The sequence below is a fragment of the Mycobacterium sp. genome, from assembly GCF_029961025.1.
In the GTDB taxonomy this organism is placed as follows: Bacteria; Actinomycetota; Actinomycetes; order Mycobacteriales; family Mycobacteriaceae; genus Mycobacterium.
The window spans coordinates 111,056-137,357 of record NZ_JASBVP010000013.1 but is presented as its reverse complement, the minus strand read 5'-3'; the positions used below and the strand labels follow the sequence as shown (position 1 = coordinate 137,357).

The window sequence follows — 26,302 nt, the reverse complement described above, 5'->3', positions numbered from 1 at the left end:
CTAAGCTAAGCTAAGCTAAGCCATCGCGCCGGCGGGGTCTGGGGTGCGGACGGGCAGCATTCCCACGAGCCCGAGTCCGAGCACCAGGCACAGCCCACCCATGCCAGCGCGCACGGTGCCGAATGCGTCGACGAACACGGAGAACAGCCAGGGCGCCAGGAACGACACCGCCCGGCCCGTCATGGTGTACAGACCGAACGCCACCCCCTCCTTGCCGTGCCGCGCCATGTGCAGCAGCAGAGTGCGCGCCGCCGACTGCGAAGGCCCGATGAACAGGCACAGCAGCAGGCCGCACAGCCAGAACGCCCGCGGACCCGACAACGTCATCAACGTGAGCCCAATCGTGATGATCGCGGCCAGCGATGCCACGATCACCCGTTTCGATCCGACCCGGTGGTCGATGAGTCCGCCCAGCACCGCCCCGACCGCGGCGACCACGCTGGCACCAACCCCGAACTCCATCACCTCGGCTTGGGTGATGCCGTAGACGGTGACACCGAGCACGGCGCCGAAGGCGAACACCCCGGCCAGGCCGTCCCGGAAAATCGCGCTGGCCAGCAGGAAATAGACCAGATTGCGGTCGCGACGCCATTCCGCGGTGATCTCGGCGTACAGCTTGCGGTAGCCGCCCAGCACGCTCGCGGTCATCGGGCGGGGCGCTTCGGCACGGGACGGCAGCCGGTGCATGGTGACCAGCAACGGCAGCGCGAACACGGCAAACCACGCCGCGGCCGCCAGCATTGCGGCCCGGACGTTGAGCCCGTCGTGCACGGGCAGCCGCAACAGCCCGCGAACTCCGCCGGTTCCCGAGATAAAGCCCAGGTAGACGACCACCAGCAAAACGACGCTGCCCACATAGCCCGCTGCCCAGCCGAATCCGGAGATCCGCCCGGAGGTCTGCGGGGTCGAAAGCTGGCGCAGCATCGCGTTGTAGGGGACGCTGGCCAGGTCACCGCAGGCGGCCGTCGCCGCCAGCAGCACCAGACCGGGCCACAGATAGCCGGGATCGTCGCGAATGAGGCTCATCGCGGCGGTCAGCATCACCGCCGAGCCGGTCAGCACGGTCAACGCCGCGCGCCGCCGCCGTGGCGCCTCCACCCACACGCCGATGATCGGTGCCAGCAACGCGATCGTCAGCCCGGCGATGGTCAGGGCCCGGCCCAGCCAGCTCGCCGGCGTGGCACCGCCGGGCGCGCCCCGGCCTACGCTGCCGGTCAGGTAGACCGAGAACACGAACGTCACCACGATGGCGGCCAGCCCGGTGGCGCCGCAGTCCCACAATGCCCACGCCAGCACCGAGGATCGCGCGGATGTTCGCGGTGCCGGCGCCGGGTCGCTCATGCACGGCACTCTAATCTCGCGGTGACTTACCCGGGCAAGGCCTTGTCTACGATGGCCGCATGCCGCTACCCGCCCCCAGCCCTGACGCTCGTGCCGTGGTCACCGGGGCTTCGCAGAATATCGGCGCAGCATTGGCCACCGAACTGGCAGCGCGCGGTTACAGCCTGATCATCACCGCGCGGCGCGAGGAGGTGCTCAACGCCCTGGCCGCCCGCCTGACCGGGGACTACGGGGTCACTGTCGAGGTGCGGGCGGCCGATCTCACCGACGCCGCGGAACGCGCGAAGCTGGTTGACGAACTGGCCGCCCGGACCATCTCGATCCTGTGCGCCAACGCCGGGACCGCGACCTTCGGCCCCGTCGCGAGGCTGGACCCGGCCGGGGAAAAGGCCCAGGTGCAGCTCAACGCCGTCGCGGTGCACGATCTGGTGTTGGCGGTGCTGCCGGGCATGACCCGCCGAGGGGCCGGGGGGATTTTGATCTCGGGTTCGGCGGCGGGCAATTCCCCGATCCCCTACAACGCCACCTACGCCGCCACCAAGGCGTTCGTCAACACCTTCAGCGAATCGTTGCGCGGGGAGCTGCGCGGCTGCGGTGTGCATGTCACCCTGCTGGCGCCCGGGCCGGTGCGCACCGAGCTGCCGGATCCGGACGAGGCCTCGCTCGTCGACAAGCTGGTGCCGGATTTTCTGTGGATCTCCACCGAGCACACCGCCCGGGTGGCGCTGGACGCGTTGGCGCGCAACAAGATGCGTGTCGTACCGGGTCTAACGTCGAAGGCCATGTCGGTGGTCGGCCAGTACGCGCCGCGCGCCATCGTCGCACCGATCGTGGGCAGGTTCTACAAGCGGCTGGGCGGGTAAAGCATTATCGCCGCCGCTTGCCGTCGCCAGCGATCTTGCGGCTGATCCACTGAAGGACCAAAGTGCCCAACTGTTTGAATAAACTTCGACCCTCCCGGCTATCGAGGAAGCGCTTGAACCAGCCCGACTGCGCGGGCTTTTTGGACGCCTTCGACGCCTGATCTGCTGGGACGGCCTGCGGCAGTTTCGCATTCAGACGGTCGTAGATCGACGTCTGATCGGCGGTTTGTTCATACTTAGCGTTCAGCGGGCTGGCCTTGGCCGCCGCGCCGATCGCCTCGTCACCGATGGCGCCCATCAGCGACCGCGGGGAGCGCAGCCTGGTCCACGCGACCGGGGTCGGGGCTCCCCGCTCCGAGAGCACGGTGACCACGGCTTCGCCGATGCCCAGCGATGTCAGCGCCGAAGCCAAGTCGTAGACATCGGTTTTCGGGTAGGTGCGAACGGTTTTGGTCAACGCCTTCTGGTCGTCGGGGGTGAACGCGCGCAGGGCGTGCTGGATGCGCGCCCCCAGCTGCGAGAGCACGTCGTTGGGCACGTCGGTGGGCAACTGGGTGCAGAAGAACACCCCCACCCCCCTGGAGCGGATCAGCTTGACGGTCTGCTCCACCTGCTGCAGGAACGCCCTGGACGCGCCGGTGAACAGCAGGTGCGCCTCGTCGAAGACGAACACCAGCTTGGGTTTGTCCACGTCACCGACCTCGGGTAAACACCTGAAGAGGGTGGCCAACAGCCACATCAAGAAGGTCGAGAACAGCACCGGGCGGGTCGCCTGATCACCCAGCTCGAGAAGCGAGATAACCCCGCGGCCCTGGCTATCGACGCGCAACAGATCCTCGGGCTTGAGTTCGGGCTCACCGAAAAAGGTATCGGCGCCCTCGGCCTCCAAATTGACCAGGGCCCGCAGGATGACCCCGGCCGTGGTCGCGGAAACGCCACCCAGCGCCGTCAACTCCGCCTTGCCCTGATCGCTGGTGAGGTAGCCGATCACCGCCCGCAGATCCTTCAAATCCAGCAGCTCGTATTCCTGCCGGTCGGCCCAGTGGAAGATAAGACCCAGCGTTGATTCCTGGGTATCGTTGAGTCCCAAGACCTTTGACAGCAGGATCGGGCCGAAGCCGGCGATGGTGGCCCGCACCGGAACACCGATTCCCCTGGTTCCCAGAGAGAGAAACTCCACCGGGAAAGCGCTCGCCTCCCACGTGTCGCCGGTTTCCTGGGAGCGCGCGCTGATCTTGTCGCTGATCTCGCCGGGTCGGGCCAGTCCGGACAGGTCACCCTTGACGTCGGCCATCAGCACCGGAACGCCGGCCGCGGACAGTTGCTCGGCGATCAGCTGCAGCGTCTTGGTCTTGCCGGTGCCGGTGGCCCCGGCCACCAGCCCGTGCCGGTTGATCGTGGCCAGCGGGATGCGCACCCGGGCGGTGGGATCGACGGTGCCGTCGACGACGACCGCACCCAACTCCAGCGCCTGCCCGTCGACGGCGTAGCCGGAAGCGATCAGCCCTGCCGGGGACGGTGCGGATTCCTTCGGTGTCGACCCAGAGCTCACGGTGCCGCGTCCTCTCGTCAACGGGTGCGGGCAACCATGACACTACTTGGCACCCGTCGGTCCCGGCAGGTGCTGGGGCTAACGTTTGCCTACTGTGAACGCTGTGCATGACGAACTGGTGTGGATCGACTGCGAGATGACCGGACTGGATCTGCGTTCGGATAAGTTGATCGAGATCGCGGCCCTGGTTACCGACGGCGAGCTGAACGTTCTCGGCGACGGCGTCGACGTGGTGATCCACACCGACGAGGCCGCGCTGTCCTCGATGATCGACGTTGTCGCGGACATGCACGCCCGCTCGGGCCTCACCGATGCGGTGAAGGCGTCCACCATCGACCTGGCGACCGCCGAGAAGATAGTGCTCGACTACATCCGCGAGCACGTCAAGCAGCCCAAGACGGCGCCGCTGGCGGGCAACTCGGTGGCCACCGACCGCGCCTTCATCGCCCGCGACATGCCCGGGCTGGACTCGTTTCTGCACTACCGCATGATCGATGTCAGCTCCATCAAGGAACTCTGCCGGCGCTGGTACCCGCGCATCTACTACGGGCAGCCGACCAAGGGACTGACCCACCGGGCGCTTCCCGACATCTACGAATCCATCCGCGAACTGCAGTTTTACCGACGCACCGCGTTCGTGCCGCCGCCGGGCCCGGCTACCAGCGAGATCGCGGCCGTGGCCGCCGAACTCGGTGGCGCGGCGAGCACACCCGGCGGCACTGATTCGATCGGGGAGCCTTCAAGCGGTTAATATCGACCTCGCCGGCCGTCGATTCCCCGGGGAGCAGCCGGCGGCGATGGTGAGTGTAGTTCAGTTGGTAGAGCACCAGGTTGTGGTCCTGGATGTCGCGGGTTCGAGTCCCGTCACTCACCCTGACGAGTAGCAGAAGACGAGTGCCTGAAACCTATCGAGCGGCAGAACCGCCGTTGGCATTGCCGGCGCGCCACTGCTCCCAGGGGATGTTCCAGTCGCCGAGCCCTTCGGTTCCGGACAGCGTCGGCCCTACCGTGTTGATGATTTCCACGACGTCGCCGCGCTTGGCGTGCTCGTAGAACCATTGCGCGTTGCCGGGACTGACGTTCAGGCAGCCGTGGCTGGTGTTGGTGTGACCTTGCGCACCCACCGACCACGGCGCGGAGTGCACGAACACCCCGCTATAGGAGATCTGGGTGGCCCAGTCGACCTCGGTGCGATACCCGTCGGGCGAGTTGACCGGCACCCCGTAGGTGGATGAATCCATGATGATGTGCTTGAACCGTTCCCCGACCACGTAGATGCCGTTGGCGGTGGGGGTCTTGTCCTTGCCCATCGACGTCGGCATGACCTTGACCACCTCGCCGTTGATGCGCACGGTCAACATTTTTGTGGTGTCATCTGCGGTGGCGATGAGCTCGTCCCCGATGGTGAAGTGCGTGTGCACGTTGTCCTCGCCGAAGACACCGTTACCCAAGTCCACACCGTAGGTGTCGACCGCGACATCCACGGCCGTGCCCGGCTTCCAGAAATGCTCGGGGCGCCAGCGCACTTCCCGGTTGTTCAACCAATAAAACGCGCCTTCGACCGGTGGGTTGGCCGTGATCTTGATGGCTTTCTGGGCCGCGGCCCGGTTGGCGATGTCCTCATCGAACCGGACCGCCACCGACTGACCGACACCGACCACCTCGCCGTCCTGCGGAACCACGTAGGGCATGGTCAGGTTCTGCGGGGAATGGGTCTGGAAGGTGATCTGACGGGTGGCCACACCGCCCAGGCCCAGCGCCTTCGCGTTGAGGGTATAGCGACGGTTGTAGCCCAGCGGCTCAGTGGTCGACCAGTGCACGCCGTCGGGGTTGAGTTGACCGCTGACCGGCTTGCCGTTTTCGTTGACCATGGTCACCGAGGCCAGCACCCCGTCCTCGGCGGCCACCGTCACCGGGGCATCGACGGCGACACCGACGGCTCCGTCGGTCACCGACGCGGTGAGCTTGGGGACCAGCAAGTCGGCGAACGGGGTGGCCTTATCCGCGATGGCCTTTGCCGGCGCGGGACCGCCGCCGCCACCGCTGCAGCCGCCGCCGGCCAACACGATCACTGGGACCAGCAGCGCCACAGACCAGGTTTGACGCCCCCGACGAGGGGTCATCGAACCGACCTGCCACATACCTTCCCACCTCGCGTCCGGGCCGAACCTGTAGGCTTGGCAGTAGTCTAGGGGCAGACAAGCGAGAGCGCTGTGAGGCTCCCCACCAGGGCGATACCGGGGATTTCACCCGGGCGCGCAACTCCTGTTATTGTCGCAAACACATCCCAGAACTATCCAGGCGCCGTTAGCTCAGTTGGTAGAGCAGCTGACTCTTAATCAGCGGGTCCGGGGTTCGAAACCCTGACGGCGCACCATCACCTTAGGCCTGCTCCGGGGTAGGACGCGGCGATCATCGATTCCTGATCCGGCGGATCACGAGGAAAACGGCGACTCCGCCGAGACCGGCCAGGGAGACGATGACCACGGGCTTGGAGACGAACTCGATCACCCGGACTTTGATGTCGTCGGCGATCCGGCGGGGGTTGGCCCGTTCAACCAACGCGTCCACGGTCGACGCCAACTGCTGGCGAGCCTGATCGATCTCACGCTTGATGGTGTCGGGATCCCGGTCCGCCACGCCGCCCTCCATGTCCGCCCGCACCGGGCCGCCGCACGGCTCGGTATCACGTTGGTCACCTGCCGCACTACCCTAGAGCAGCCGGTGCTTAGTGCGGCGCCACGATGAGAAGAAAGATGAACAGAAAGGTACCCTCGTCGACTGTGACCACCCGCCTGCAGCCCGGCCAGCAAGCACCCGCCTTCAGCCTGCCCGACGCTGACGGCCATATGGTGTCGCTGGATGACTACCGGGGACGGCGGCTGATCGTGTATTTCTACCCGGCGGCTTTGACGCCGGGGTGCACCAAAGAGGCCTGCGATTTCCGCGACAACCTGCACGATCTCAACGACGCCGGCCTCGATGTCGTCGGTATCTCCCCCGACCCGCCGGCGAAGCTGGCCAAATTCCGTGACACGCACCGGCTGACGTTTCCGCTGCTGTCCGACCCCAACCGTAAGGTGCTTAGCGCCTGGGGGGCGTACGGGACCAAACAGATGTACGGCAAGACGGTGGAAGGCGTGATCCGCTCGACCTTCGTCGTCGACGAAAAGGGCCGGATTGCGCTCGCGCAATACAACGTCAAGGCCACCGGCCACGTCGCCAAACTGCGCCGGGATCTGGGTCTTTAGGCCAGGCCGGCCAGGTTGGCCAGCAGCAGCGCCTCGGCAGTTGCGGCACGTTCCAGAACACCCAGATGCAGGCTCTCGTTGACGCTGTGTGCCTGTGTCGCGGGGTCTTCTACCCCGGTCACCAGGATTTTCGCCTTCGGGAACGCGGCTGCGAACTCCGCGATGAACGGGATCGAGCCACCCATCCCCATCTCGACCGGGTCGGCGCCCCACGCCTGGCGGAACGCCGCGCGCGCGACGTCGTAGACCGGACCGCTCGCGTCGATGGTGCAGGGTCGGCCGATCTCCCCGGGAAGGACCTCGACGTGCGCGCCCCACGGCGCATGCGTGTGCAGATGCCGGCGCAGCGCATCCAGGTGCGCTGCGGCGTCACCCCCCGGGGCGACTCGCATGCTGATCTTCGCCCGGGCCCGCGGAATCAGCGTATTCGACGCCGCCGCGATCGGCGTGGTGTCGATGCCGATCACGGTGATCGCCGGTTTGGCCCACAGCCGCTGCGTCACCGCTCCGGAGCCGATTTCGCTAACCCCGTCCAGCAGACCGGTTTCGGCCCGTACCCGCTCCGGCGGGTAGGCAGGGTAATTCAGGCCCGCGGCGGTGCTTTCGTAGAGACCGGCCACCGCCACGTTGCCGTCGTTGTCGTGCAGGCTGGCCAGCAGCCGCACCAGCGCGCTCAGCGCGTCGGGCACCACACCGCCCCACAAGCCGGAGTGCAGCCCGTGCTCGAGGGTGGCCACTTCGACGACGCAGTCGACGAGCCCGCGCAGCGAGACCGTCAGCGACGGCACCTCGATGCTCCAGTTGACCGAGTCGGCGAGGATGATCACGTCGGCGGTCAACTCGTCGCGGTGGGCGGTCAGCAGCCGGCCCAGCGACGGGGACCCCGACTCCTCCTCGCCCTCGACGAACACCGTCACCCCCACCGGAGGCCGCCCGCCATGTGCCCGAAACGCCGCCAAATGCGTTGCGATGCCCGCCTTGTCGTCGGCGCTGCCACGCCCGTAGAGCCGTCCGCAACGCTCGGTGGGCACGAACGGCGGCGAGACCCACTGGCGGGGGTCGCCTTCGGGCTGAACGTCATGGTGCGCATACAGCAGCACCGTGGGTGCGCCCGGCGGCGCGGGATGGCGGGCGATGACCGCCGGCGCACCCCCTGCGCTGACAATCCGCACGTCGCCAAAACCCGCGTGCGACAACAGCTCCGCCACCAGCTGTGCGCTGCGGTGAACCTCGGAGCGGCGCGCCGGGTCGGCCCACACCGATTCGATGCGGATCAGCGTTTCCAGGTCGCGTCGCACCGACGGCAACACCTCGCGGACGCGCCCGGCCAGATCACCCATGATTCGTGGGGCTGACCCGACGGTTCGGCACCCAGGGACCGACAGCGGTGCCGAAAGGCCGCGAGCAGGTCGCGCTGCCGCCGATAGGGGCACTCACTGCCGTTAATTCCGTGCTCATTCTTTGGATTCCAAAATGGCCACCGCCGCGGCGGTGTCACCTTCATGGGTCAGCGACACGTGGATCGTCACGTCGGTCAAATGCTTCGCGATGGCCCCGGAAAGCCGCACCCGCGGCCGGCCCCACACGTCGGTGACCACCTCGATGTCACGGTGAATGCCCTCCGGCAGCACCGGCCGCTGCGCGAACCGCGACCCCGACCACGCCTTGATCACCGCCTCTTTCGCCGCCCATCTCGCCGCCAGGTGACGGGCGGCCGATGAGCTTTTATCGGAGGCGTCGCGGCGCTCCCCGGGGGTGAAGGTTTCGAAGAACACCGTTCCCGGCTGGTCGACTTGGTCAGCGAAATCAGGGATGGAGACCAGGTCGATCCCCACACCAACGATGCCCATGGGTGGACACGCTAGCCGATGCCACAAGTCATCGGGGATAGACGTCGCCGTCCCCCAGCCGCGCCTCCGGGTCCAAAAGCATCGCCGCCTCCTGCGGCTTCTCGGAGCCCGCGTGCTCGAAGCGACGGCCGGTGGGGCGCTCATAAAGCGGCGGTCCGCCGGCGATGGCCGACGCCAGTCGGCGCTGACCCGCCAGCAGCCGGGCATCGGCCCGCCGTTGGTAGTGCTCGCGCTCCCGGGGATCCAGCGTGGCCAGGAAGGCCTGCGGGTGCACCAGCGCGATCACACCGGAGACGTGTCCGAAACCGAGGCTGGTGATCAGGCCGGCTTTCAGCGGGAACTTGCCGCCCAGGCGCAACGTGTCACGGACCCACACCAAGTGCGCCGAGCCGGCCAGTTCGTCATCGACACAGTCCAGGCTGCGGTTGGGCGGGATGACCCCGTCGCGCAGCATCTGACACATGCCCATGATCTGAAAGACCGCCGCGCCGCCCTTGGCGTGCCCGGTCAGGCTCTTCTGCGACACCACGAGCAACGGCGCTCCCGGCGAGCGGCCCAGCGAGTCGGCCAGCCGCTCGTGCAGCTCGGTCTCGTTGGGGTCGTTGGCCAGCGTCGAAGTGTCGTGCTTGGAGATCACCGCGATGTCGTCGGCGCCGACACCCAGTTTGGCCAAGGACCGCGCCAGCGGTGAGTCCTTGCCGCCGCGCCCGGCGCCCAGCGCGCCGAGGCCGGGGGCCGGGATCGAGGTGTGGATGCCGTCACCGAACGACTGCGCATAGGCCACCACGGCCAGCACCGGCAGGCCCATCCTCAACGCGAGGTCGCCGCGGGCCAGCAGGATCGTGCCACCGCCCTGCGCTTCCACGAAGCCCAGCCGGCGGCGGTCGTTGGGCCGGGAGAACCGCGAGTCGCTGATCCCTTTGGCGCGCATCATCTCGGTGTCGGCGGTGGCCGCCATGTCACCGAAACCGATGATGCCTTCCAGGGTCAGGTCGTCCAGCCCGCCGGCCACCACCAGCTCAGCCTTGCCCAGCCGGATCTTGTCGACACCTTCCTCCACCGAGACCGCGGCGGTGGCGCACGCCGCCACCGGATGGATCATTGCGCCGTAGCTGCCGACGTAGGACTGGACCACGTGTGCGGCAATGATATTCGGCAGCACTTCCTGGAAGATGTCGTTGGGTTTGTTGCGGCCGAGCAGGTTACCGTGATACATCGTCTGCATCGAGGTGCCGCCGCCCATGCCGGTGCCCTGGGTGTTGGCCACCAGCGTGGGATGCACATAGCGCATCACTTCGGCCGGGCTGAATCCGGCGGACAGGAACGCGTCGACGGTCACGACGATGTTCCACACCGCCAGCCGGTCGATGGAGCTGGCGAGATCCTGCGGTATGCCCCACACGGTGGGGTCGAACCCGGTCGGGATTTGGCCGCCGACGGTACGGGACAGCTTGTTCTTTCGCGGAACCCGGATCTCGGTGCCGGCTTTGCGGGTGACTTGCCAGTCGGTGGAGTCGGGCACCGGGCGGATGATGGTGTGCTCCGGGTCGAACTGCACGAAAGCCCGCGCTTCGGCCTCGCTGGAGACCACGAACGTGAAGTCCTTGTCCAAGAACACGCTGACCAAAAGCGGCGAGGCGTGATCGGGATCGATTGAGCCGTCGTCGACCCACTCCCGGATTCCCACGCGCTCCACCACGGTGTCGTGGTAGCGCTCGACGAGCTCAGATTCGTCGACCAGTTCACCGGATTCGGTGTCATACCACCCGGGTTGGGGGTCGTCGTGCCAGCGGATCAGTCCGGTGGTCCAGGCCAGCTCGAGCACACCGGCGGCCGAGAGTTCGTTGTCGACCTCCATCTCAAAGCGGGTGCGTGACGAGCCGTAGGGGCCCAGCTCGGCGCCGCCGACGATCACCACCAGGTCGGCAGGGTCGACGTCGAGGTCGTCCCATGCCGGAGGCGGTGCCGGGGTGTAACCGCGCGGCGGGGACGGGAGCGCGGCGATGGTGACCTCCGGTGCGGTGTCGACGGCCTCGGCCTCCGACGTGGCCCGCTCGCGAGCTTTGGCCGCCAGCTCGGCCATGTCGAGTTCGATATCGCCCAGCCCACCGGTCAGGTCGACCGTGAGCGGCGCTTCGGCCGCCGCCGCCTTGGACTCCGCATCGCAGAGCCGCAGCAGCATCGCGGCCATCTCATCGGTGGAATACGTTGTCACACCGGCTTCTTCGACAGCGCTGACAATGGCGTCGTTGTGGCCCATCAGCCCGGTGCCACGGGTCCAGCCGATCAGGGCGTGCACGAGCGTGACGCGCGCCGCCCACGACGACTCCGCGCGCCAGCGCGCCACCACGGCGTCCAGCGCCGACTTGGCCTCACCGTAGGCGCCGTCGCCGCCGAACATGCCGCGGTTGGGCGAACCCGGCAGCACCACATGCAGCCGCGACGCGATGTCACGTTCCGCGCCGATCTTTGACAGCCCGCCGATGAGCCGTTGCACCGCCCACAGCAGCACCTTCATCTCCATCTCGGCGCGCGCGCCGGCCTCGGACAAGTCGCCGGCAACCCGGGGAGCCGCGAACGGGAACAGCAGCGTGGGGGTGTGCGCGTCTTTGATGTGGATGGACTGCGGCCCAAGGCTTTCGGTCTGTTCGCTGCCGACCCATTCGACCAGAGCGTCAATATCGGTGTAGGACGCCATGTTCGCCGGCACCACCCACAGCGCCGCCGCGTACCGGGCGTGGTCGCGATACAGCGTGCGGTAGAAGGCCAGTCGCTCGTCGTCGAGCCGTGAAGTGGTCGCGATGACGGTGGCGCCGCCGTCCAGCAGCCGGGCGACCACCGACGCGGCGATCGAGCCCTTTGAGGCACCGGTCACCACCGCCACTTCGTCGCTGTAGCAACCCTTCTCGGGGTTCTCCGCCCCGGCGGCGATGCGGGCGTACAGCGAGGCATGGATCTGGCGTCCGGCAGCCAGGGATTTGCCCTGCCACCACGTGGCCTGGGTCGCAACAACATGGCCGGCGCCCTCGAAGCGCTCGGACAGCCGTGCCCAGTTAGCGTCGATCTCGTCCTCGTCGGCCAGCCACAGCTTGACCAAGTCCTCGCGCGCGCTGGCCCAGCGGTCGTCGAAGAGGACGGCCTTTTTGGCGTCGAACACCGGGGCCACCAACCGCGGCCAGTCCGCGCCGAGTTCCGCGGTGACCAGGTCCACCAGCTCGGCGTCGGTCACGGTCGGCGACGCGGTGACCGCGTCGTCCAGCCCCAGTTGGCTCAGCACCAGGCGAGCCGCCGATGCCAGCACGCCGTCGCGGCCGGTGATCTGCTCGGCGAACTCATTGAGCGCGGCCGCGTCGACGGTGGCACCGCCGCCACCCCCCGAAGACGGCAGGGCCACCGCGACGCCCCGGCGCGCGGCCACCGCGGTGACCGCCGCGTCGATCACCTTGTCAACGCTGGCCGCATCGGCCAACGCGCCCTCGTGCAGGTGCCCCAGGGCACCGCCACGGACGCTGGTGCCCTCACGGGTACCCAGCGCGACCTCGACGGTGACGTGTTTCGCCCACCCGTCGCCGAGCTGCCAGACCTTCTTCACCCGCTCCGCGATAGCGCCGGGCCGCTTGCCGGAGGGTCCCAGAACCGTCCGCAGCTGGTCGTTGATCGCATCGGAAAGCACCGGCCCGTAAGGCTTGTAGGTGCGCGCGAGCTTCGTCACCTGCGACCGCAGCGTGGCCAGGTCGGCCTCCGCGGCACCGTCGATGGCGCCGAGGCTCAGCTCGGAACCCAGGTCGACCAACAGCTGGTTGCGCCGCGATGAGGCGCCGTCGGTGATGGACTCGATGGAGTCCAGCGCCTCGATCTGGTCGATACGCATCTTGGCTGCCAGCGCGATCAGTGCCAGGGTGGCGTCGGCCGCGTCGAACGGGATGTCGTCGGGCCTGGGGCCGCCCGGGGCCGCGGTGGGCGCCGGAGCCGGTGCGGTTTCGACGGCTGCGGGCTCCTCCGGCGCCTCGGCCACCGGTTCCTCGACATCAGGCTCCGGCTCGGGATCGGTGTCGGTGGCGAACAGCACCGCCGCGTCGCGCTCCGCGTTGAGCACTTCGACCGTGCTGTGGGCATATTCGGGCAGCTTGAGGGTGTTGGTCGCCAATCCGGCCACGGTCGGCGCCGACTTCACGCCGATCTCGACGAACCGCTCCACCCCCAGCCCGCCGGCGGCCTCTTCGGTGAACAGCAGGTCCTGCGTCTCGATCCAGCGCACCGGGCTGGCGAACTGCCAGGCCAACAGCTCGATGAAGACGGTGCGCGCCATTTCCCGCGGCCGTTCCCGACGCCAGGTGTCGTAGTCGGCGAGGATCGGGTCGAGCGGTTCGGCCGGCACCAGGTCGCGAATCTCCTGGATGAAGTCGCGATCCAGGGAGAACGGCCGCGGCACCAGGTTGGGGATGTAGCGCCCGATGATCAGCTCGGGGTCCCTGTCGTGCGGCATGACCCGGTCCAGCGAGCGGCGGAATTCCGCCACCCCCACCCGCAGCACTCGCGAGTGGAACGGCACATCGATGCCCGGGACCAAAATGAACGACCGTTTGCCGCCGGTGATTTCCCGGCGCTTTTCGACCTCGGCTTCCAGTGCTTGAAGACCACGAACGGTGCCGGCGATCGCGTATTGGGAGCCGCGCAGGTTGTAGTTCACGATCTCAAGGAATTCGCCGGTGCGCTCGGCGATCTCGGCCACGAACGCCGGGACGTCGGCGTCCGCGAGGTCGATCTGCGACGGGCGGATGGCTGCCAGCCGGTAGTTGGAGCGGCCCAGTTCGTCGCGTGGCACGATGTCATGCATCTTCGACCCGCGATGAAATACCGTCTCCAGCAGAGCCTCGAGTTCATAGATCCCGGTCACGCAGGCCAACGCGGTGTACTCACCCACGGAGTGCCCGCAGGCGATCGCATCTTCGACGAAGGCTCCCCGCTCACGCATCTCGGCGACCTGCGCCGCCGCCACGGTGGCCATCGCCACCTGGGTGAACTGCGTCAGGTAGAGCACCCCGTCGGGGTGGTGGTAGTGCACGCCGCGCGCGATGATGCTGGTGGGGTTGTCGCGCACCACATGCAACACCGAAAAGCCCAGTGTCTCGCGGGTGAACTTGTCCGCCGAGTCCCACACCTTACGGGCGGCCTTGGAGCGCGCTCGCACCTCCATGCCCATGCCCTTGTGCTGGATACCCTGGCCGGGAAACGCGTACACCGTCTTGGGGGCGGCCAGCCGTGCGCTGGCCGACATCACCAGTTCCGGGCCGACGCGAGCGGCGACCTCGACGATCTCGGCACCCTGATCGATCCCGACCCGATCGACCCGGAAGTCGACCTCGTCACCGGGGCGCACCATGCCCAAAAAGCGCGCGGTCCAACCGATAAGGCGGGCCGGTGGGCGGGCTTGCCCATCGGTGGCAGTCACCACGTGTTGCGCGGCGGCGGACAACCACATCCCGTGCACGATCGGCGATTCCAAACCCGCCAGCAGCGCTGCGGCGCGGTCGGTGTGAATCGGGTTGTGGTCGCCGGACACCACCGCGAACGGGCGCATGTCCACCGGTGCGGTGAGCCTGACGTCGCGCCGGCGCCGGCGCGGGGTCTCGGTAGCGTTGTCCGACACCGCGCCCCCGGCCCGAACCGGGTCGGTGAGCTCGGCGGTGCCGGTACGCCCGCGGATCGCGAATCGCTCCACGAGGGTGGCGAGCACCGCCCCGTCTTGTGCGGCTACCGTGACCGAGACCGGCACGACCCGACCGACCTCGGTGTCGATAGCGCTCGACACGGTTGCGGTGACAGTCAATTCGACCGGAACCGTGGGCAGGGGACCAACCAGCCGGGCGGCATGGTCCAGGTGCACCAGGCTCAGCAGCCCCTCCACCACGGGCACCCCGGTTTCGGTGACCGCAGCGCCGATTGCCGCAAAAACCGCCGGCCAGCAAGGGCCCACCAGGGCGTCGGGTACGGTGGTCGGGCCAGGAGCCAGCGGCTCACCGAAGGTTGCCGTGACCCCGGTGTGGTCGGCGACTCGTTCCGGGTTCCAGTCCACCACCACGGTTGCTGTTCCGTCATGCACCGGCGGCAGCGCTGCGGGCCCGTCGACGCCGGCGGCGATGGCCAGCACCGACCGCATAGCGCTGGCCGCGTCCGCTGTGCTGACAACCGGCATTCCACCATCAACCGTGTTGGGGGGCACGGTGATTCGGATTTCGACCCAGGAACCGGACACCGGAACGCTCAGCAGAACCTGGTCGTCGGCGCTGACCTGCAGCCGCGCCCCGGTGGATGAATGGGTAGCGCTGCGGTTTTCGTGGACTTGCCAGTCGCCCGGATCAGAGATGCGGTGCACCGGATTGGTGGTGGCCCGGCCCGCCCACAGCACGTCGGGAGAGTCGAGGACGACGGCCAGCGGCCCGGTCACATCCCTACGGCCCCGCCGGCGTGCGGTAACGGGTTGCGGTTGCCCGCCGGCGGCCAGTATCTCGTCGATGGCGGCTTGCTCGAAGCGGTCCAGCAGTTCCCCCACGGGTTCGTCCATCCGGGTGATGCCCGCCACCGAGGTCGGGCCCGGAATGATACACACCTGGTCGGCGTCGTAGCGGGCGTCGTGCGCCTGCCACAGCGAGTCACTGCGCCACCAGCGCCGCACGTCTTTATCGATGACCGGCACGAAGTTGACCGGCTTGCCCGGCGTCTTGCACAAGGTGACGAAGAAGGGCACGTCGGCGGGGTGCAGCTGCACGGTCGCGGCGTCGGGGTAGCGCGCCAGCAGGGCGGCGACCGCCTCGTGGGGAGTCTCCAGCAACTGCCGGTCGGCGAACAATGTCTCTATCGGACCGAAGTCCCTTGGGTGCAACCGCGCCTCGGCGCGCTGCAGCATCTTTTCGAACCGGTCGCGCCAGGCGTCGGCGAGCCAGGGACTGCCCGGCGCGGCGGTGTCCGCGGTGGAGTTGCCGTCACCGATGGTCAGTTCGAGGTAGCGACGCAGCCACTGCAGATAGGTCATCTCTCCGACGTCGCCGAAGTAAGGTTTGGCGGTTTTGGCCATCGCGGCGATGATCTCGTCACGGCGCGCCGCGACCGCCTCGGCGTCGCCGGCCACCTCGTCGAGCAACCGACCGCACCGGGATGCCGCATTGTCGATCTCGTGGATGTCGGCACCGAGCTGGCTGCGGCTGGACGCCATGCCGCCCTGGGCTTTTCCGGCACCAATCCACTGGTCGGTGCCCTGGGTTTCCACCAACATCCGCTTGACCGACGGTGACGTGGTGGCCTCTTTGGTCGCCATCGCCGCGGTACCGACCAAGATGCCGTCCACCGGCATCAGCGGGAAGCCGTAGGGCCGCGCCCAGCTCCCGGAGAGGTATTCTGCCGCCCGCTCGGGGGTGCCGATACCGCCGCCGACGCAGACCGTGATGTTAGCGCGCGAGCGCACCTCCGAGTAGGTGGCCAGCAGCAGGTCGTCGAGGTCTTCCCAGGAGTGGTGCCCGCCGGCACGCCCACCCTCGATGTGCATGATCACCGGTTTGGTGGGCACCTCGGTCGCGATGCGGATCACCGCTCGGATCTGCTCGACGGTACCAGGCTTGAACACCACGTGGCTGATGCCGATCGCATTGAGCTCATCGATCAGCTCGACGGCCTCTTCCAGCTCGGGGATGCCGGCGCTGATGACCACGCCGTCGATCGGCGCGCCGGACTGACGCGCCTTCTGCACCAACCGTTTTCCACCCACCTGCAGCTTCCACAGATACGGGTCGAGGAACAAGGCGTTGAATTGGAAGGTGCGCCCGGGCTCAAGCAGCCGGTTCAGCTCCTCGATGCGGTTTGTGAAGATCTCCTCGGTGACCTGTCCACCGCCGGCCAGTTCGGCCCAGTGCCCGGCGTTGGCGGCGGCGGCGACGATCTTGGCATCCACGGTGGTGGGGGTCATGCCCGCCAGCAGGATGGGCGATCGGCCGGTCAACCGAGAGAATTTGGTGGACAGCTTGACCCTGCCGTCGGGCAGACGCACCAGCGACGGCGCGTAACTCGACCACGGACGCGCTACCTCGGGAACGGCCCCGGGGGTAAACAGGTTGCGCTGCCCCCCACGGGTCGCCGCCGGCACGATGCCCACCCCGAGGCCACGGATCACCGGGGCGGTCAGCCGGGTCAGGATGTCACCGGGACCCAGGTCGAGGATCCAGCGCGCCCCGGCCTCGTGCAACCTGCTGACTTCCTCCACCCAGTCGACTTCACGCACCAGGATGGCCTCGGTCATCTCCCGGGCCAGGTCAACATCGAGGCCCGCCTTCTCGGCCCAACCGGCGACCAAACCGATCCCGTCGGCGAGCCGGGGAGTGTGGAAGCCGACCTCGACCTGCACCGGGTCGAACACCGGCGCGAACACGCCGCCGCCGCGCACCTTGTTTTTGCGCTCGGCCGCTTCCTTCTCGGAAATCTGCTTGCAGTAGAGCTCGAAACGCGACAGCTGCTCGGGGGTTCCGGTGATGACCACCGCGCGGCGACCATTGCGGATGGATAACACCGGGGGCAGCACGGTCCGGACATCCTTGGCGAACTCGTCGAGCAGCGCGCGGATGCGCTCGGGGTCGGCGTTGGTGACCGACACCATCGGCGGGCGGTCGCCGAGAATGGAGATTCCGCGGCGACGGGCCACCAGCGTGCCCGCGGCCCCGATGAGCTGCGCCAAAGCCAGCAGTTCGACGTCGCGTGCGCCGCCGGACTTTAGCGACTCGACCGCCAACACCCCTTGGGAATGGCCTGCGACGGCTCTCGGCGCTACGGCGGCGAAGTCCATGCCCTGGCGCGCCAACGCGCGCATCGCCGCGATCTGGGTCAGCAGCACACCGGGCACCGACACCGCGGCGGAGGTCAGCTGCTTGGCCGGGGGCACCGGGTCCTCCGCGGCCAGCGCCCGGACCCAGCCCAGCGGATCGAAGCCGATGGGGCGCACCACCACCAGCTCCTTCGCGACCGGCTCGAGCAGCAGGTCCGCCTCACCGACCAGTGTCGTCAACTCAGACTCGATACCGGCCGAAGACACCAGCTCCTCGAGCGTGTCCAGCCACGCGCTGCCCTGGCCGCCGAACGCGATCGCGTAAGGCTCGCCCGCCGTCAGGCGATCGACCAGGGTGTGGGTGTGCACGGCCTCCGGGGCACCGCCGTCGCGGTCCGCTGACACCCTGTCGTGCTCATAGATCGTCACCGTGCGTATCTCCCTGTAGTACTGCTGTTGCGTCTCGTTTCGTGCCACCTGCCAGGTGCGCGCCGGCCCGCGGCATCGACAAGCTCCCACCGATCCCGTCGAACCAGCCGGGTCCTCACTGACCGGTATGTCATCGGCGCCGACCCGTGGGGCCGAACGCCGCGACGGAACGACATCGGCTGCCATAAGGGTGTCATAGCCACGTTGGCGTTGCCGGTGTGCGAAGTGGTTACTGACGAGTTCTACGCGCGAGTAACGGTGGCCTGGGTAACACGGCGCTGAACCATGGTCGGCGCGGCGCCGACCAAATGTCCTGCGTGTCGGCGGTTACGGACGAGTAGCCATAATCCTGCAGCTCAACCCCATATTGTTATCAAATCGTTATGTTAAAAGTTTGTGCTAACGCGGATCTGCGACACGGCGCGCCCCGATAACCGTCACGTCACGAGCGTTCCGCTCGGATGTTTGCTGAGCCGGCTCCCGCGTTAGTCCCACTGACCGAATTGGGGCTTGAGGATGTTGTTGACGTCGACACCGACCCCGGCCACCGTGCGCTTGTCGATCTCGACCTGATGCAAATGGGCGGCCGGATGGGTGAACCCCTTGGGTGAGCCCCAGTTGTGCTGCCAGAAGTAGGAACCCAAGCCGTCGTTGAGCGCCCAGTCGATCGTTTTGGAGTTGGCGTACACGCCCACTCGGTGATGACCAAGCACCGACTCCCAGCCGCGCAGATAGGGGGCCACTTGCTGTTTGTACTGCTCATACGACGGGTCATCATCGATCGAGGCGTAGATCGGAGCACCGGCCGGACCACCGGCGGCGGTATGCAACTGCCAACCGCGCGTGGCATGCGTCACCCCGGCGCGATAACCGCCCAGCCAGTCGGCGGTGCTCTCCTTGCCGTATTGGTAGCACGACACGATCTTTAGCCCATTGCGGTACAGGTCACGCGCCTCATCGAGTTGGATCGGCTTACCAAGCATCCAGGTGCCGCCGGGCCGGCGATCAGAGACATAGCGGATCGACCCGACCGCACCGGCGGCCTTGATCGCGCTGGCGGGGATGACCCCGGCCGCATAGTCCAACAAAACGCCGCCCGGACTCGCAGCCGCCGGCGTGGAAAGCAGTGCCGACGTTAGACCCTCGAGGCCCAGCAGCCCCGGCGTCACAGCCGCGAGTTTGAGGACATCGCGACGAGAAACCGACACGTGTCACAGGATATGACAACCACATCATCTGAATCAGGAATTTCAGTGGTCACGGCTGTGTCAAAGACGCCCGGGCTCGGGCCGCCTTTCGGGCCACTACCCGGGGGATCTTGTCTTGGCGGCGGCGGCGGATCTTTGCGGATCTTTTCGGATGCCGGCGCCGGCCGGGTCGCTGGCCGTAGCTTTCCGTCACCGCCGCCGACGACGTGGGTAAAATCCGTCGATCGACCTGGTCGGGGATCGCTGCGGCGCGCCCGGTGGTAGCCCGGTGGTAGCAAGGAGCAATGCGGTGAAAAACCGCAGTGCGGTCGAAGCTGAAGCTGACAGGTGAGCGCGATGACTGACCCCGATGAGCGACCGGTAGATGCCGCCATGCCCGCAGCCGACGCGATGGCGCTGGCCGAACTGGCCGAAGCGGAGGCGGCAGAGGCCGAGGCGCTGGCCGCCGCGGCCCGTGCCCGTGCGCGGGCCATCCGGCTGCGGCGTGAAGCCCGGGCACAAGCCACCGAAGAATCGGCCGGCCCGGCTGCCCCGACTGCACCCGGGAGGGAGCCGGGCGTCGCGGCGAGCGGGACCGAAAGGGTCACCGAAACGGGTGCGGGTGGCCTTGCGGGTGCGCCACCCACCCCCGAGCCCGAGCTTTCCTCCCGGCGACGCCGGCTGCGGCTACCGACACCGTCCGGGGCCGCCAAAGCGGCGGCGGTCATCGCCACCTGCGGTTTGCTCGCCGCGAGCGCAGCCATCCTGTGGCGGCACCACGATGTCATCCAGCAACGCCAGCGCGCCGCGGCGTTTGCCGCCGGGGCCAGACAAGGCGTGATCAACCTGACCTCCCTCGACTTCACGAAGGCAAAGCAGGACGTCCAGCGGGTGCTCGACAGCTCCACCGGCGAGTTCAAGGACGACTTTCAGCAGCGAGCCGCGGATTTCACGACGGTCGTCGAGCAGTCCAGGGTCGTCACCGAAGGAACGGTCAACTCGGTGGCCGTCGAGTCGATGGGTAAGAATTCCGCTGTGGTATTGGTGTCGGCGACCTCACGAGTCACCAATTCGGCCGGTGCCAAAGAGGATCCACGGGCGTGGCGGCTCAGAGTAACCGTCTCCGACGACGGCGGCCAAATAAAGATGTCGAAAGTTGAGTTCGTGCCGTGACGATCGAGGACAGGGCCGACGTGGATGATGCCGCGTCCGCTGACGGGACCGGTAAAAACATCGCACTCGACGAGACTGCGGCTGAAGCCCGCCGGCCGGCGTCTGAAGCTGGGCTATGGCGCCGGCTGCATGCGGTGAAACTCGTTACCGCGGTTCTCATTCTGTTGTTGGTGACGTCCGGCGGGCTGGCGAGCTGGCTGTATTTTCACCAGTACCGGCCCGACCGGCAAACCGGCCCCGGCGTTGCGCGGGCGGTGTTGAGCGCCGCCTCCGACGGGACCGTCGCGCTGCTCTCCTATGCCCCCGACACCCTCGACCGTGACTTCGCCATCGCCAAGTCGCACCTGACAGGGGATTTCTTGTCTTACTACGATCAGTTCACCCGCCAGATCGTCGCACCGGCGGCCAGACAGAAGGCGCTGAAAACCACCGCGCACGTGATGCGCGCCGCGGTCGCCGAGCTTCATCCGGATTCGGCGGTCGTGCTGGTCTTCGTCGACCAGAGCACCACCAGCAAGGACAAGCCCGATCCCTCGATGGCGGCCAGCAGCGTTCGGGTGACCTTGACCAGGGTTCACGGCAAATGGCTGATCGCCAAATTCGACCCGGTGTGAAAAAGCCACAGTTTTTCGGTATTACCGGGACGGATCAGCCGCGCGGGTCTGCAGCACAACCGGCTGTTCAGCTATCACGCCGCGCTCTGCAAGATGTTCGATCAGCGAAACAGCAGCACTAGCAAGGTGTTTCGACATGACTTGGCGCGCAAGTTCGTCATTGTGTTTCTGAAGTGCTGCCAGTAGGCGCCGATGATGCCTCATGGATCGCTCTGGCCAGCCCACAATGATCGGAAACACCGATTCGGCTGCGTACCGGGTAATCCGTGACATCAGCTGGGCAAGTTTGGGTGAGTCCGCGGCTATGTTGATGACTCGGTGAAACTCATGGTTGAGACCCACCGCACGGTCATTGTCCCCCTGGGCATAGGCTTTCTCGAGCCGACTCTGGATCTCCTTGAGGTGGCGTAACTGACCCTCGCCGATGTTGACGGCGGCCCGTGCGGCCAGCTCCCCGCCGACGTAAGCCTGGACATTTGCGACGTCGGTCAGATCCCGGGCCGTCAATGGCAACACCACAAATCCCCGGTGCGGCTGCTGAGCCAAAAGTCCTTCGGCGCGAAGTTGGAAAAGTGCCTCCCGCACCGGCGTTACGCTGACACCCAACTCCGCGGACAGTTGATCCAACCGGATGTATTGCCCCGTGGCATAGGTGCCGTCGAAGATCCGCTTGCGCACGAAGCGGGCCACGCCGTCGGAGAGCTGCGGCCGGGTTGCGAACTCCGGAACCATCACCGCTCAGATCCGATACTCGGCTAGCAGCCGTTTACTGATGATGGACTTCTGTATTTCGCTCGTGCCCTCGCCGATCAGCAGAAACGGTGCGTCACGCATCAGCCGCTCGATCTCGTATTCCTTAGAGTAGCCGTAGCCGCCGTGGATGCGAAAGCTCTGCTGGGTGACCTCCGAACAGAATTCGCTGGCCAGGTATTTGGCCATGCCTGCGACCAAGTCATTGCGCTCCCCCGAATCTTTCAGGCGGGCGGCATTGACCATCATCAAATGGGCGGCCTCGATTTTGGTGGCCATCTCGGCCAGCTGAAACGCAATCGCCTGGTGCTCGACTATCGGCTTGCCAAACGTGTGTCGTTGCTGGGCGTACCGCATCGCGAGTTCAAAAGCGCGCAGCGCAACCCCGCAGGCGCGGGCGGCGACGTTGACGCGGCCGACTTCAATGCCGTCCATCATCTGAAAAAATCCCTGCCCCGGGGTGCCACCGAGGATGTCGCCAGCGTTCGCTCGATAGCCGTCGAAAATGAGCTCGGTGGTATCAATGCCCTTGTATCCCAGCTTGTCGATCTTGCCGGGGATCACCAGGCCCGGTGCTACTTCGCCGAAGCCGGTGGGTTTTTCGATGAGGAACGCCGTCAGATTGCGGTGCGGCTTTTCCGCTCCCTCGGCTGTTCGCACCAACACCGCGATCAGCGTTGAGCTGGCGCCGTTGGTCAACCACATCTTCTGGCCGTCAATGATGTAGCTGCCGCCCGGGGTGCGTCGGGCGTGCGTCCGGATTGCGGCGACATCCGAGCCCAGCTCCGGTTCGGACATCGAAAACGCACCACGAACCTCGCCGGTTGCCATTCGCGGCAAGTACTGCTGTTTTTGCGCCCGCGTGCCGTGCTGGCGCAGCAGATACGCGACAATAAAATGGGTGTTGATCACCCCGGAGATGCTCATCCAGCCGCGCGCCAGTTCCTCGACGCAGAGCGCGTAGGTCAGCAGCGACTCCCCCAGCCCACCGAACTCTGGCGGAATCGTCAGACCGAAAAGGCCCATCTTCCGCATCTGATCGACAATGCCTTGCGGATAGGTGTCGGAACGTTCGAGTTCGGGCGCGTTGGGAATGATCTCCTTGTCCACGAAGTGTCTCACCGCGGATACGATGTCGGCTTGAAACTCAGTGAGGCCGAGCGTCTGAGCGAGTTTGGTCATGCGGTGCCTTTCTGTCTGCCCCACTCAGTAGGATGCCCTGCTTAGCAGGCGATTGTTTTCGCGTCGGCCAGACGCGCGATGTCCGCCGGGCTCAATCCCAAGTCCCCGCCAAGGACGTCGACGGTGTCTTGCCCCAACCTGGGAGCGGCAGCACTGAGCGGGTGGACGCCGTCGAATGCCGCTGGCATGCCGGCGGCCAGGTAGTCACCGACGCCCTCCTGGTGCAGCCGGGTGAACAGCGGATTGGACGTCACCCTCTCGTCCGCGGCGACCTCGGAGAAAGTCCGGTAACGCTCGAACAACACGGTGGTGCCCGACAGCGCCTCGGTGATCTCCTCGGCGGTATGCTCGGCGAACCAGCCGGTGAACAGGGCGGTAAGCGCGTCGCGATGCCGGTAGCGGTCCCCTTCCTCCTCGAAGTTCGCACCGACTGCGCCGGCGAGCGCCGTCACCGCCGCCTCGGTACCGGTTACCCGCACCAGGTCGCGAAAGTGGCGGCCGGTCAATGTCACAACCATGAACGCAACGCCGTCGCGACTGGTGAAGTCCTGCCCGTATTGGCCGTAGATGGCGTTGCCCAGACGCTGCCGTTGGGTGCCGTTCACCTGAGGCTCGGTCAACAACCCGAGATTTCCAGCGGTGGCCAGTGCCACGTCCTCCAGCGCCAGGCTGATGCGCGCACCGGCCCCGGACATCTCACGGCGGCGCACCGCGGCGACGACCACCAGCGCCGCGTATAACCCACAGCACACGTCCCACGCCGGCAGCACGTGGTTGACCGGACCCGCGTAGTTCACCGGGCCGGTGACGAGCGGATAGCCGATCCCGGCATTGACGGTGTAGTCCACGGCCGTCGAGCCGTCACGACGGCCCAGCAGCTGCAGGTGGATAACATCGGATCGCATTGGCGCGAGTTGCTCGTAAGCCAGCCAGGGCAGGCCGGCGGCGTTGGTCACCACGATGCCGCCGCCTTCAACGATAAGCCGCTGAATCAGCCGCTGTCCCTCCAGGGAGCGAAAATCGATTGTTACCGAACGTTTTCCCTTGTTCAAACCGGTCCAGTAAATCGACGTACCGCTTTTTGCCAGCGGCCACCGTCGGATATCAGATGCCCCACCGATCGGGTCCACCCGGATGACCTCGGCGCCAAGCTGACCCAACGTCATACCGCACAACGGTGCGGCGACGAAGCTGGACACCTCGACAATTTTCACATCAGCCAGTGGTCGCACCGCGGAATGACTCACCTGGTTGAAACCCGTTCGAAAACTGCGGCGAGCCCCTGCCCTCCGCCGATGCACATCGTCTCCAGGCCGTAGCGGCCCTGGCGGCGGTTGAGCTCGCGGGCGAGCGTGGCCAGCATCCTCGCGCCGGTCGCCCCAACCGGGTGCCCCAGCGAGATCCCGGAGCCGTGCACATTGGTTCGCTCGCGATCCGCGGCAGTGAAATTCCATTCCCGCATCACCGCGAGCACTTGCGCGGCAAAAGCTTCATTTAATTCGATAAGGTCGATCTCGCTCAGCCGCAGCCCCGCCTTGGCCAGCGCTACCTCGGTCGCGGGCACCGGCCCGAGTCCCATGACGCTGGGCGGCACGCCCGCCACCGCCCACGACACCAGCCGTACCAGGGGCGTCAAGCCCAGCTCGTCCGCCTTTGCCGGCGTTGTCACCACACACATGGCCGCCGCATCGTTTTGCCCGCTGGCGTTGCCAGCGGTAACCGTTGCTTCCGGATCCTGTGCGAGCAGAACCGGTTTGAGCTTACTCAATGATTCCATGGACGCGTCCGCTCGAGGGTGTTCATCGGTGTCGATCAGTTCCTCACCCTGACGTGTGCGCACCGCGACCGGTATTATCTCCTCGGCGAAAATGCCGTTTTTTTGCGCCGCAACCGCGCGCTGGTGGGACGTCACCGCGAGCTCATCCTGCTCGGTGCGCGAAATGTCGTATCGCCGGCGCAGATTCTCGGCGGTCTCCAGCATGCCGCCCGGAACCGGATGGCGCCGCCCACCCGCGGTGATACGTCCGCGGGTCAGCCCGTCGTGCACCATGATGCCGTCACGATGCCCGCCCCAGCGCATAGCCGTGGAGTAGAAGGCGACATTGCTCATGCTTTCCGTGCCGCCGGCGATCACCAGGTCGTGATCACCCGCGCTCACCTGCAAACATGCCTGGATGACGGCCTGGAGGCCCGACCCGCAACGGCGGTCGACCTGCATGCCGGGAACCGTCACCGGCAGGCCGGCATCCAACGCGACCACCCTGCCGATCGCCGGGGCTTCGCTGTTGGGGTAGCAGTGTCCGAGGATGACGTCCTGCACCGATTCGGGCGGGATTGCAGTCCTGGCCAGCACCCCCTTTAATGCGGCAACACCGAGATCAACCGCCGTCTGCGACTTGAACATTCCCCCGTAGCGGCCGATCGGAGTGCGCACCGGCTCACAGATTACGGCTTGACGTGCACTCACATAAACCTCCCGCCGGTTACCTCAATGACGGTGCCGGTCATATATGACGACAGATCGGAGGCCAAAAACAGCGCGACGTTCGCCACCTCGCTGGGCTCCCCGGCCCGGCCCATCGGGACCTCGGCGATCTTCTGATCCCAAATACGTTGCGGCAAGGCTTCAGTCATCGCTGATCGGATCAATCCTGGCGCGATCGCGTTGACTCGCACACCCAGGTGGGCAAGCTCCTTGGCGGCGGCCTTGGTCATGCCGACAATGCCGGCCTTGGCGGCCGAGTAATTGGTTTGGCCCACCAGGCCGACCTTGCCCGACAGCGACGACATGTTCACGATCGCGCCGCGTTTGTTCTCCCGCATGATCGCCGCGGACTTGCGGATACCGTTCCAGGTTCCCTTCAAATGCACCGCGATGACCTCGTCGAACTGCTCCTCGGTCATCGTGCGCATCGTGGCGTCGCGGGTGATCCCGGCGTTGTTGACCATGATGTCCAGGCCGCCGAAATGCCGGACCGCGGTTGCAACCAGCGCGTCGACGTCGGCCGCGACGGTCACATCACAGCTCACCGCCACCGCGACGTCGTCGCCGAGTTGCTTGGCCGCGGTTTCGGCACCCGCACGATTCAGGTCGCCGAGCACCACGCGCGCACCCTCGGCGACAAAGCGCTCCGCGATGGCAAAACCCAGTCCTTGCGCACCGCCTGTGACTATCGCGGTCTGACCGCGCAGCAATGACACCGGCTATCATCCTCCCGCCTGCTCGACCTTTGGTCGGGCATCATATTTCTTATATGATTTCCGCAACCGCTCGGGACCTGTTTCGCGGTTCCGACGGCTT

18 protein-coding genes and 2 tRNA genes are annotated in these 26,302 nt (G+C 66.7%); 7 read left to right on the top strand and 13 right to left on the bottom strand.

Annotated features, from left to right (window positions below; genetic code table 11):
- Positions 1–15: 15 nt before the first annotated feature.
- Entirely contained in the window at positions 16–1,341 is a 1,326-nt protein-coding gene (locus tag QJR12_RS15395; RefSeq protein WP_300583983.1) for an MFS transporter, read from the bottom strand.
- 59 nt (positions 1,342–1,400) lie between these two features.
- Here QJR12_RS15395 and cmrA point away from each other — a divergent pair, with 59 nt between their 5' ends.
- Positions 1,401–2,204 (top strand): mycolate reductase, encoded by an 804-nt coding sequence (gene cmrA / locus QJR12_RS15390; RefSeq protein ID WP_300583981.1) that lies wholly within the window; start codon positions 1,401–1,403, stop codon positions 2,202–2,204.
- Positions 2,205–2,208: 4 nt separating this feature from the next.
- Here the strand turns inward: cmrA and QJR12_RS15385 are convergent, their stop codons facing one another.
- Positions 2,209–3,708, bottom strand: coding sequence for a helicase HerA-like domain-containing protein (locus QJR12_RS15385; protein ID WP_300584027.1), 1,500 nt, complete (start codon positions 3,706–3,708; stop codon positions 2,209–2,211).
- Positions 3,709–3,859: 151 nt separating this feature from the next.
- Between QJR12_RS15385 and orn the strand changes: the two genes are divergently transcribed.
- Both orn and QJR12_RS15375 read left to right on the top strand, forming a co-directional pair.
- Positions 3,860–4,507, top strand: a complete 648-nt coding sequence (gene orn, locus QJR12_RS15380; protein ID WP_300583979.1) for an oligoribonuclease — start codon at positions 3,860–3,862, stop codon at positions 4,505–4,507.
- A gap of 49 nt (positions 4,508–4,556) precedes the next feature.
- Positions 4,557–4,629: transfer RNA gene (locus QJR12_RS15375), tRNA-His, on the top strand.
- A gap of 32 nt (positions 4,630–4,661) precedes the next feature.
- On the opposite strand, the gene QJR12_RS15370 is transcribed toward QJR12_RS15375, so the two are convergent.
- Positions 4,662–5,897: an Ig-like domain-containing protein gene (locus tag QJR12_RS15370; protein WP_300583977.1), complete on the bottom strand. Its 1,236-nt coding sequence runs from the start codon at positions 5,895–5,897 to the stop codon at positions 4,662–4,664.
- Between the two features lie 160 nt (positions 5,898–6,057).
- On the opposite strand from QJR12_RS15370, the gene QJR12_RS15365 reads away from it, so the two are divergent.
- Positions 6,058–6,133: transfer RNA gene (locus QJR12_RS15365), tRNA-Lys, on the top strand.
- A gap of 35 nt (positions 6,134–6,168) precedes the next feature.
- Here the strand turns inward: QJR12_RS15365 and QJR12_RS15360 are convergent.
- A complete protein-coding gene (locus tag QJR12_RS15360) occupies positions 6,169–6,396 on the bottom strand; it encodes a DUF3618 domain-containing protein (RefSeq protein WP_300583975.1) in 228 nt (75 codons plus the stop codon).
- A gap of 116 nt (positions 6,397–6,512) precedes the next feature.
- On the opposite strand from QJR12_RS15360, the gene bcp reads away from it, so the two are divergent.
- Positions 6,513–7,007 carry a thioredoxin-dependent thiol peroxidase gene (gene bcp / locus QJR12_RS15355; RefSeq protein ID WP_300583973.1) on the top strand — a complete coding sequence of 165 codons (495 nt, stop codon included), beginning with the start codon at positions 6,513–6,515 and terminating at the stop codon, positions 7,005–7,007.
- On the opposite strand, the gene QJR12_RS15350 is transcribed toward bcp, so the two are convergent.
- From QJR12_RS15350 to QJR12_RS15335, 4 genes are all read right to left on the bottom strand, one after another.
- Positions 7,004–8,347 carry a dipeptidase gene (locus tag QJR12_RS15350; protein WP_300583972.1) on the bottom strand — a complete coding sequence of 448 codons (1,344 nt, stop codon included), beginning with the start codon at positions 8,345–8,347 and terminating at the stop codon, positions 7,004–7,006. The genes bcp and QJR12_RS15350 overlap by 4 nt on opposite strands.
- Positions 8,348–8,461: 114 nt before the next feature.
- A complete protein-coding gene (locus QJR12_RS15345) occupies positions 8,462–8,857 on the bottom strand; it encodes a holo-ACP synthase (RefSeq protein ID WP_300583970.1) in 396 nt (131 codons plus the stop codon).
- 28 nt (positions 8,858–8,885) lie between these two features.
- A complete protein-coding gene (locus QJR12_RS15340) occupies positions 8,886–18,095 on the bottom strand; it encodes a type I polyketide synthase (protein WP_300583968.1) in 9,210 nt (3,069 codons plus the stop codon).
- Between the two features lie 485 nt (positions 18,096–18,580).
- On the bottom strand, positions 18,581–19,303 hold the full coding sequence (locus QJR12_RS15335; RefSeq protein ID WP_300583966.1) for a DUF1906 domain-containing protein: 723 nt from the start codon (positions 19,301–19,303) through the stop codon (positions 18,581–18,583).
- Between the two features lie 336 nt (positions 19,304–19,639).
- On the opposite strand from QJR12_RS15335, the gene QJR12_RS15330 reads away from it, so the two are divergent.
- Both QJR12_RS15330 and QJR12_RS15325 read left to right on the top strand, forming a co-directional pair.
- Entirely contained in the window at positions 19,640–20,455 is an 816-nt protein-coding gene (locus tag QJR12_RS15330) for a hypothetical protein (RefSeq protein WP_300583964.1), read from the top strand.
- Positions 20,452–21,069 (top strand): hypothetical protein, encoded by a 618-nt coding sequence (locus QJR12_RS15325; RefSeq protein WP_366526316.1) that lies wholly within the window; start codon positions 20,452–20,454, stop codon positions 21,067–21,069. Before QJR12_RS15330 ends, QJR12_RS15325 begins: the two co-directional genes overlap by 4 nt.
- A gap of 21 nt (positions 21,070–21,090) precedes the next feature.
- Here the strand turns inward: QJR12_RS15325 and QJR12_RS15320 are convergent, their stop codons facing one another.
- Genes QJR12_RS15320 through fabG form a run of 5 tightly spaced genes read right to left on the bottom strand, consistent with a single transcriptional unit; the run spans position 21,091 to position 26,202 of the window.
- Positions 21,091–21,804 carry a GntR family transcriptional regulator gene (locus QJR12_RS15320; RefSeq protein WP_300583962.1) on the bottom strand — a complete coding sequence of 238 codons (714 nt, stop codon included), beginning with the start codon at positions 21,802–21,804 and terminating at the stop codon, positions 21,091–21,093.
- 3 nt (positions 21,805–21,807) lie between these two features.
- Positions 21,808–23,001, bottom strand: a complete 1,194-nt coding sequence (locus QJR12_RS15315) for an acyl-CoA dehydrogenase family protein (protein ID WP_300583960.1) — start codon at positions 22,999–23,001, stop codon at positions 21,808–21,810.
- 41 nt (positions 23,002–23,042) lie between these two features.
- Complete coding sequence (locus QJR12_RS15310) at positions 23,043–24,248, bottom strand: CoA transferase (protein ID WP_300583958.1); 1,206 nt, start codon at positions 24,246–24,248, stop codon at positions 23,043–23,045.
- The gene (locus QJR12_RS15305) at positions 24,245–25,468 is read right to left on the bottom strand and encodes an acetyl-CoA C-acetyltransferase (protein ID WP_300583956.1); all 1,224 of its coding nucleotides are present in this window, start codon (positions 25,466–25,468) and stop codon (positions 24,245–24,247) included. The genes QJR12_RS15310 and QJR12_RS15305 overlap by 4 nt, the downstream gene beginning before the upstream one ends.
- Complete coding sequence (gene fabG, locus QJR12_RS15300; protein WP_300583954.1) at positions 25,465–26,202, bottom strand: 3-oxoacyl-ACP reductase FabG; 738 nt, start codon at positions 26,200–26,202, stop codon at positions 25,465–25,467. The genes QJR12_RS15305 and fabG overlap by 4 nt, the downstream gene beginning before the upstream one ends.
- Between the last annotated feature and the right edge of the window lie 100 nt (positions 26,203–26,302).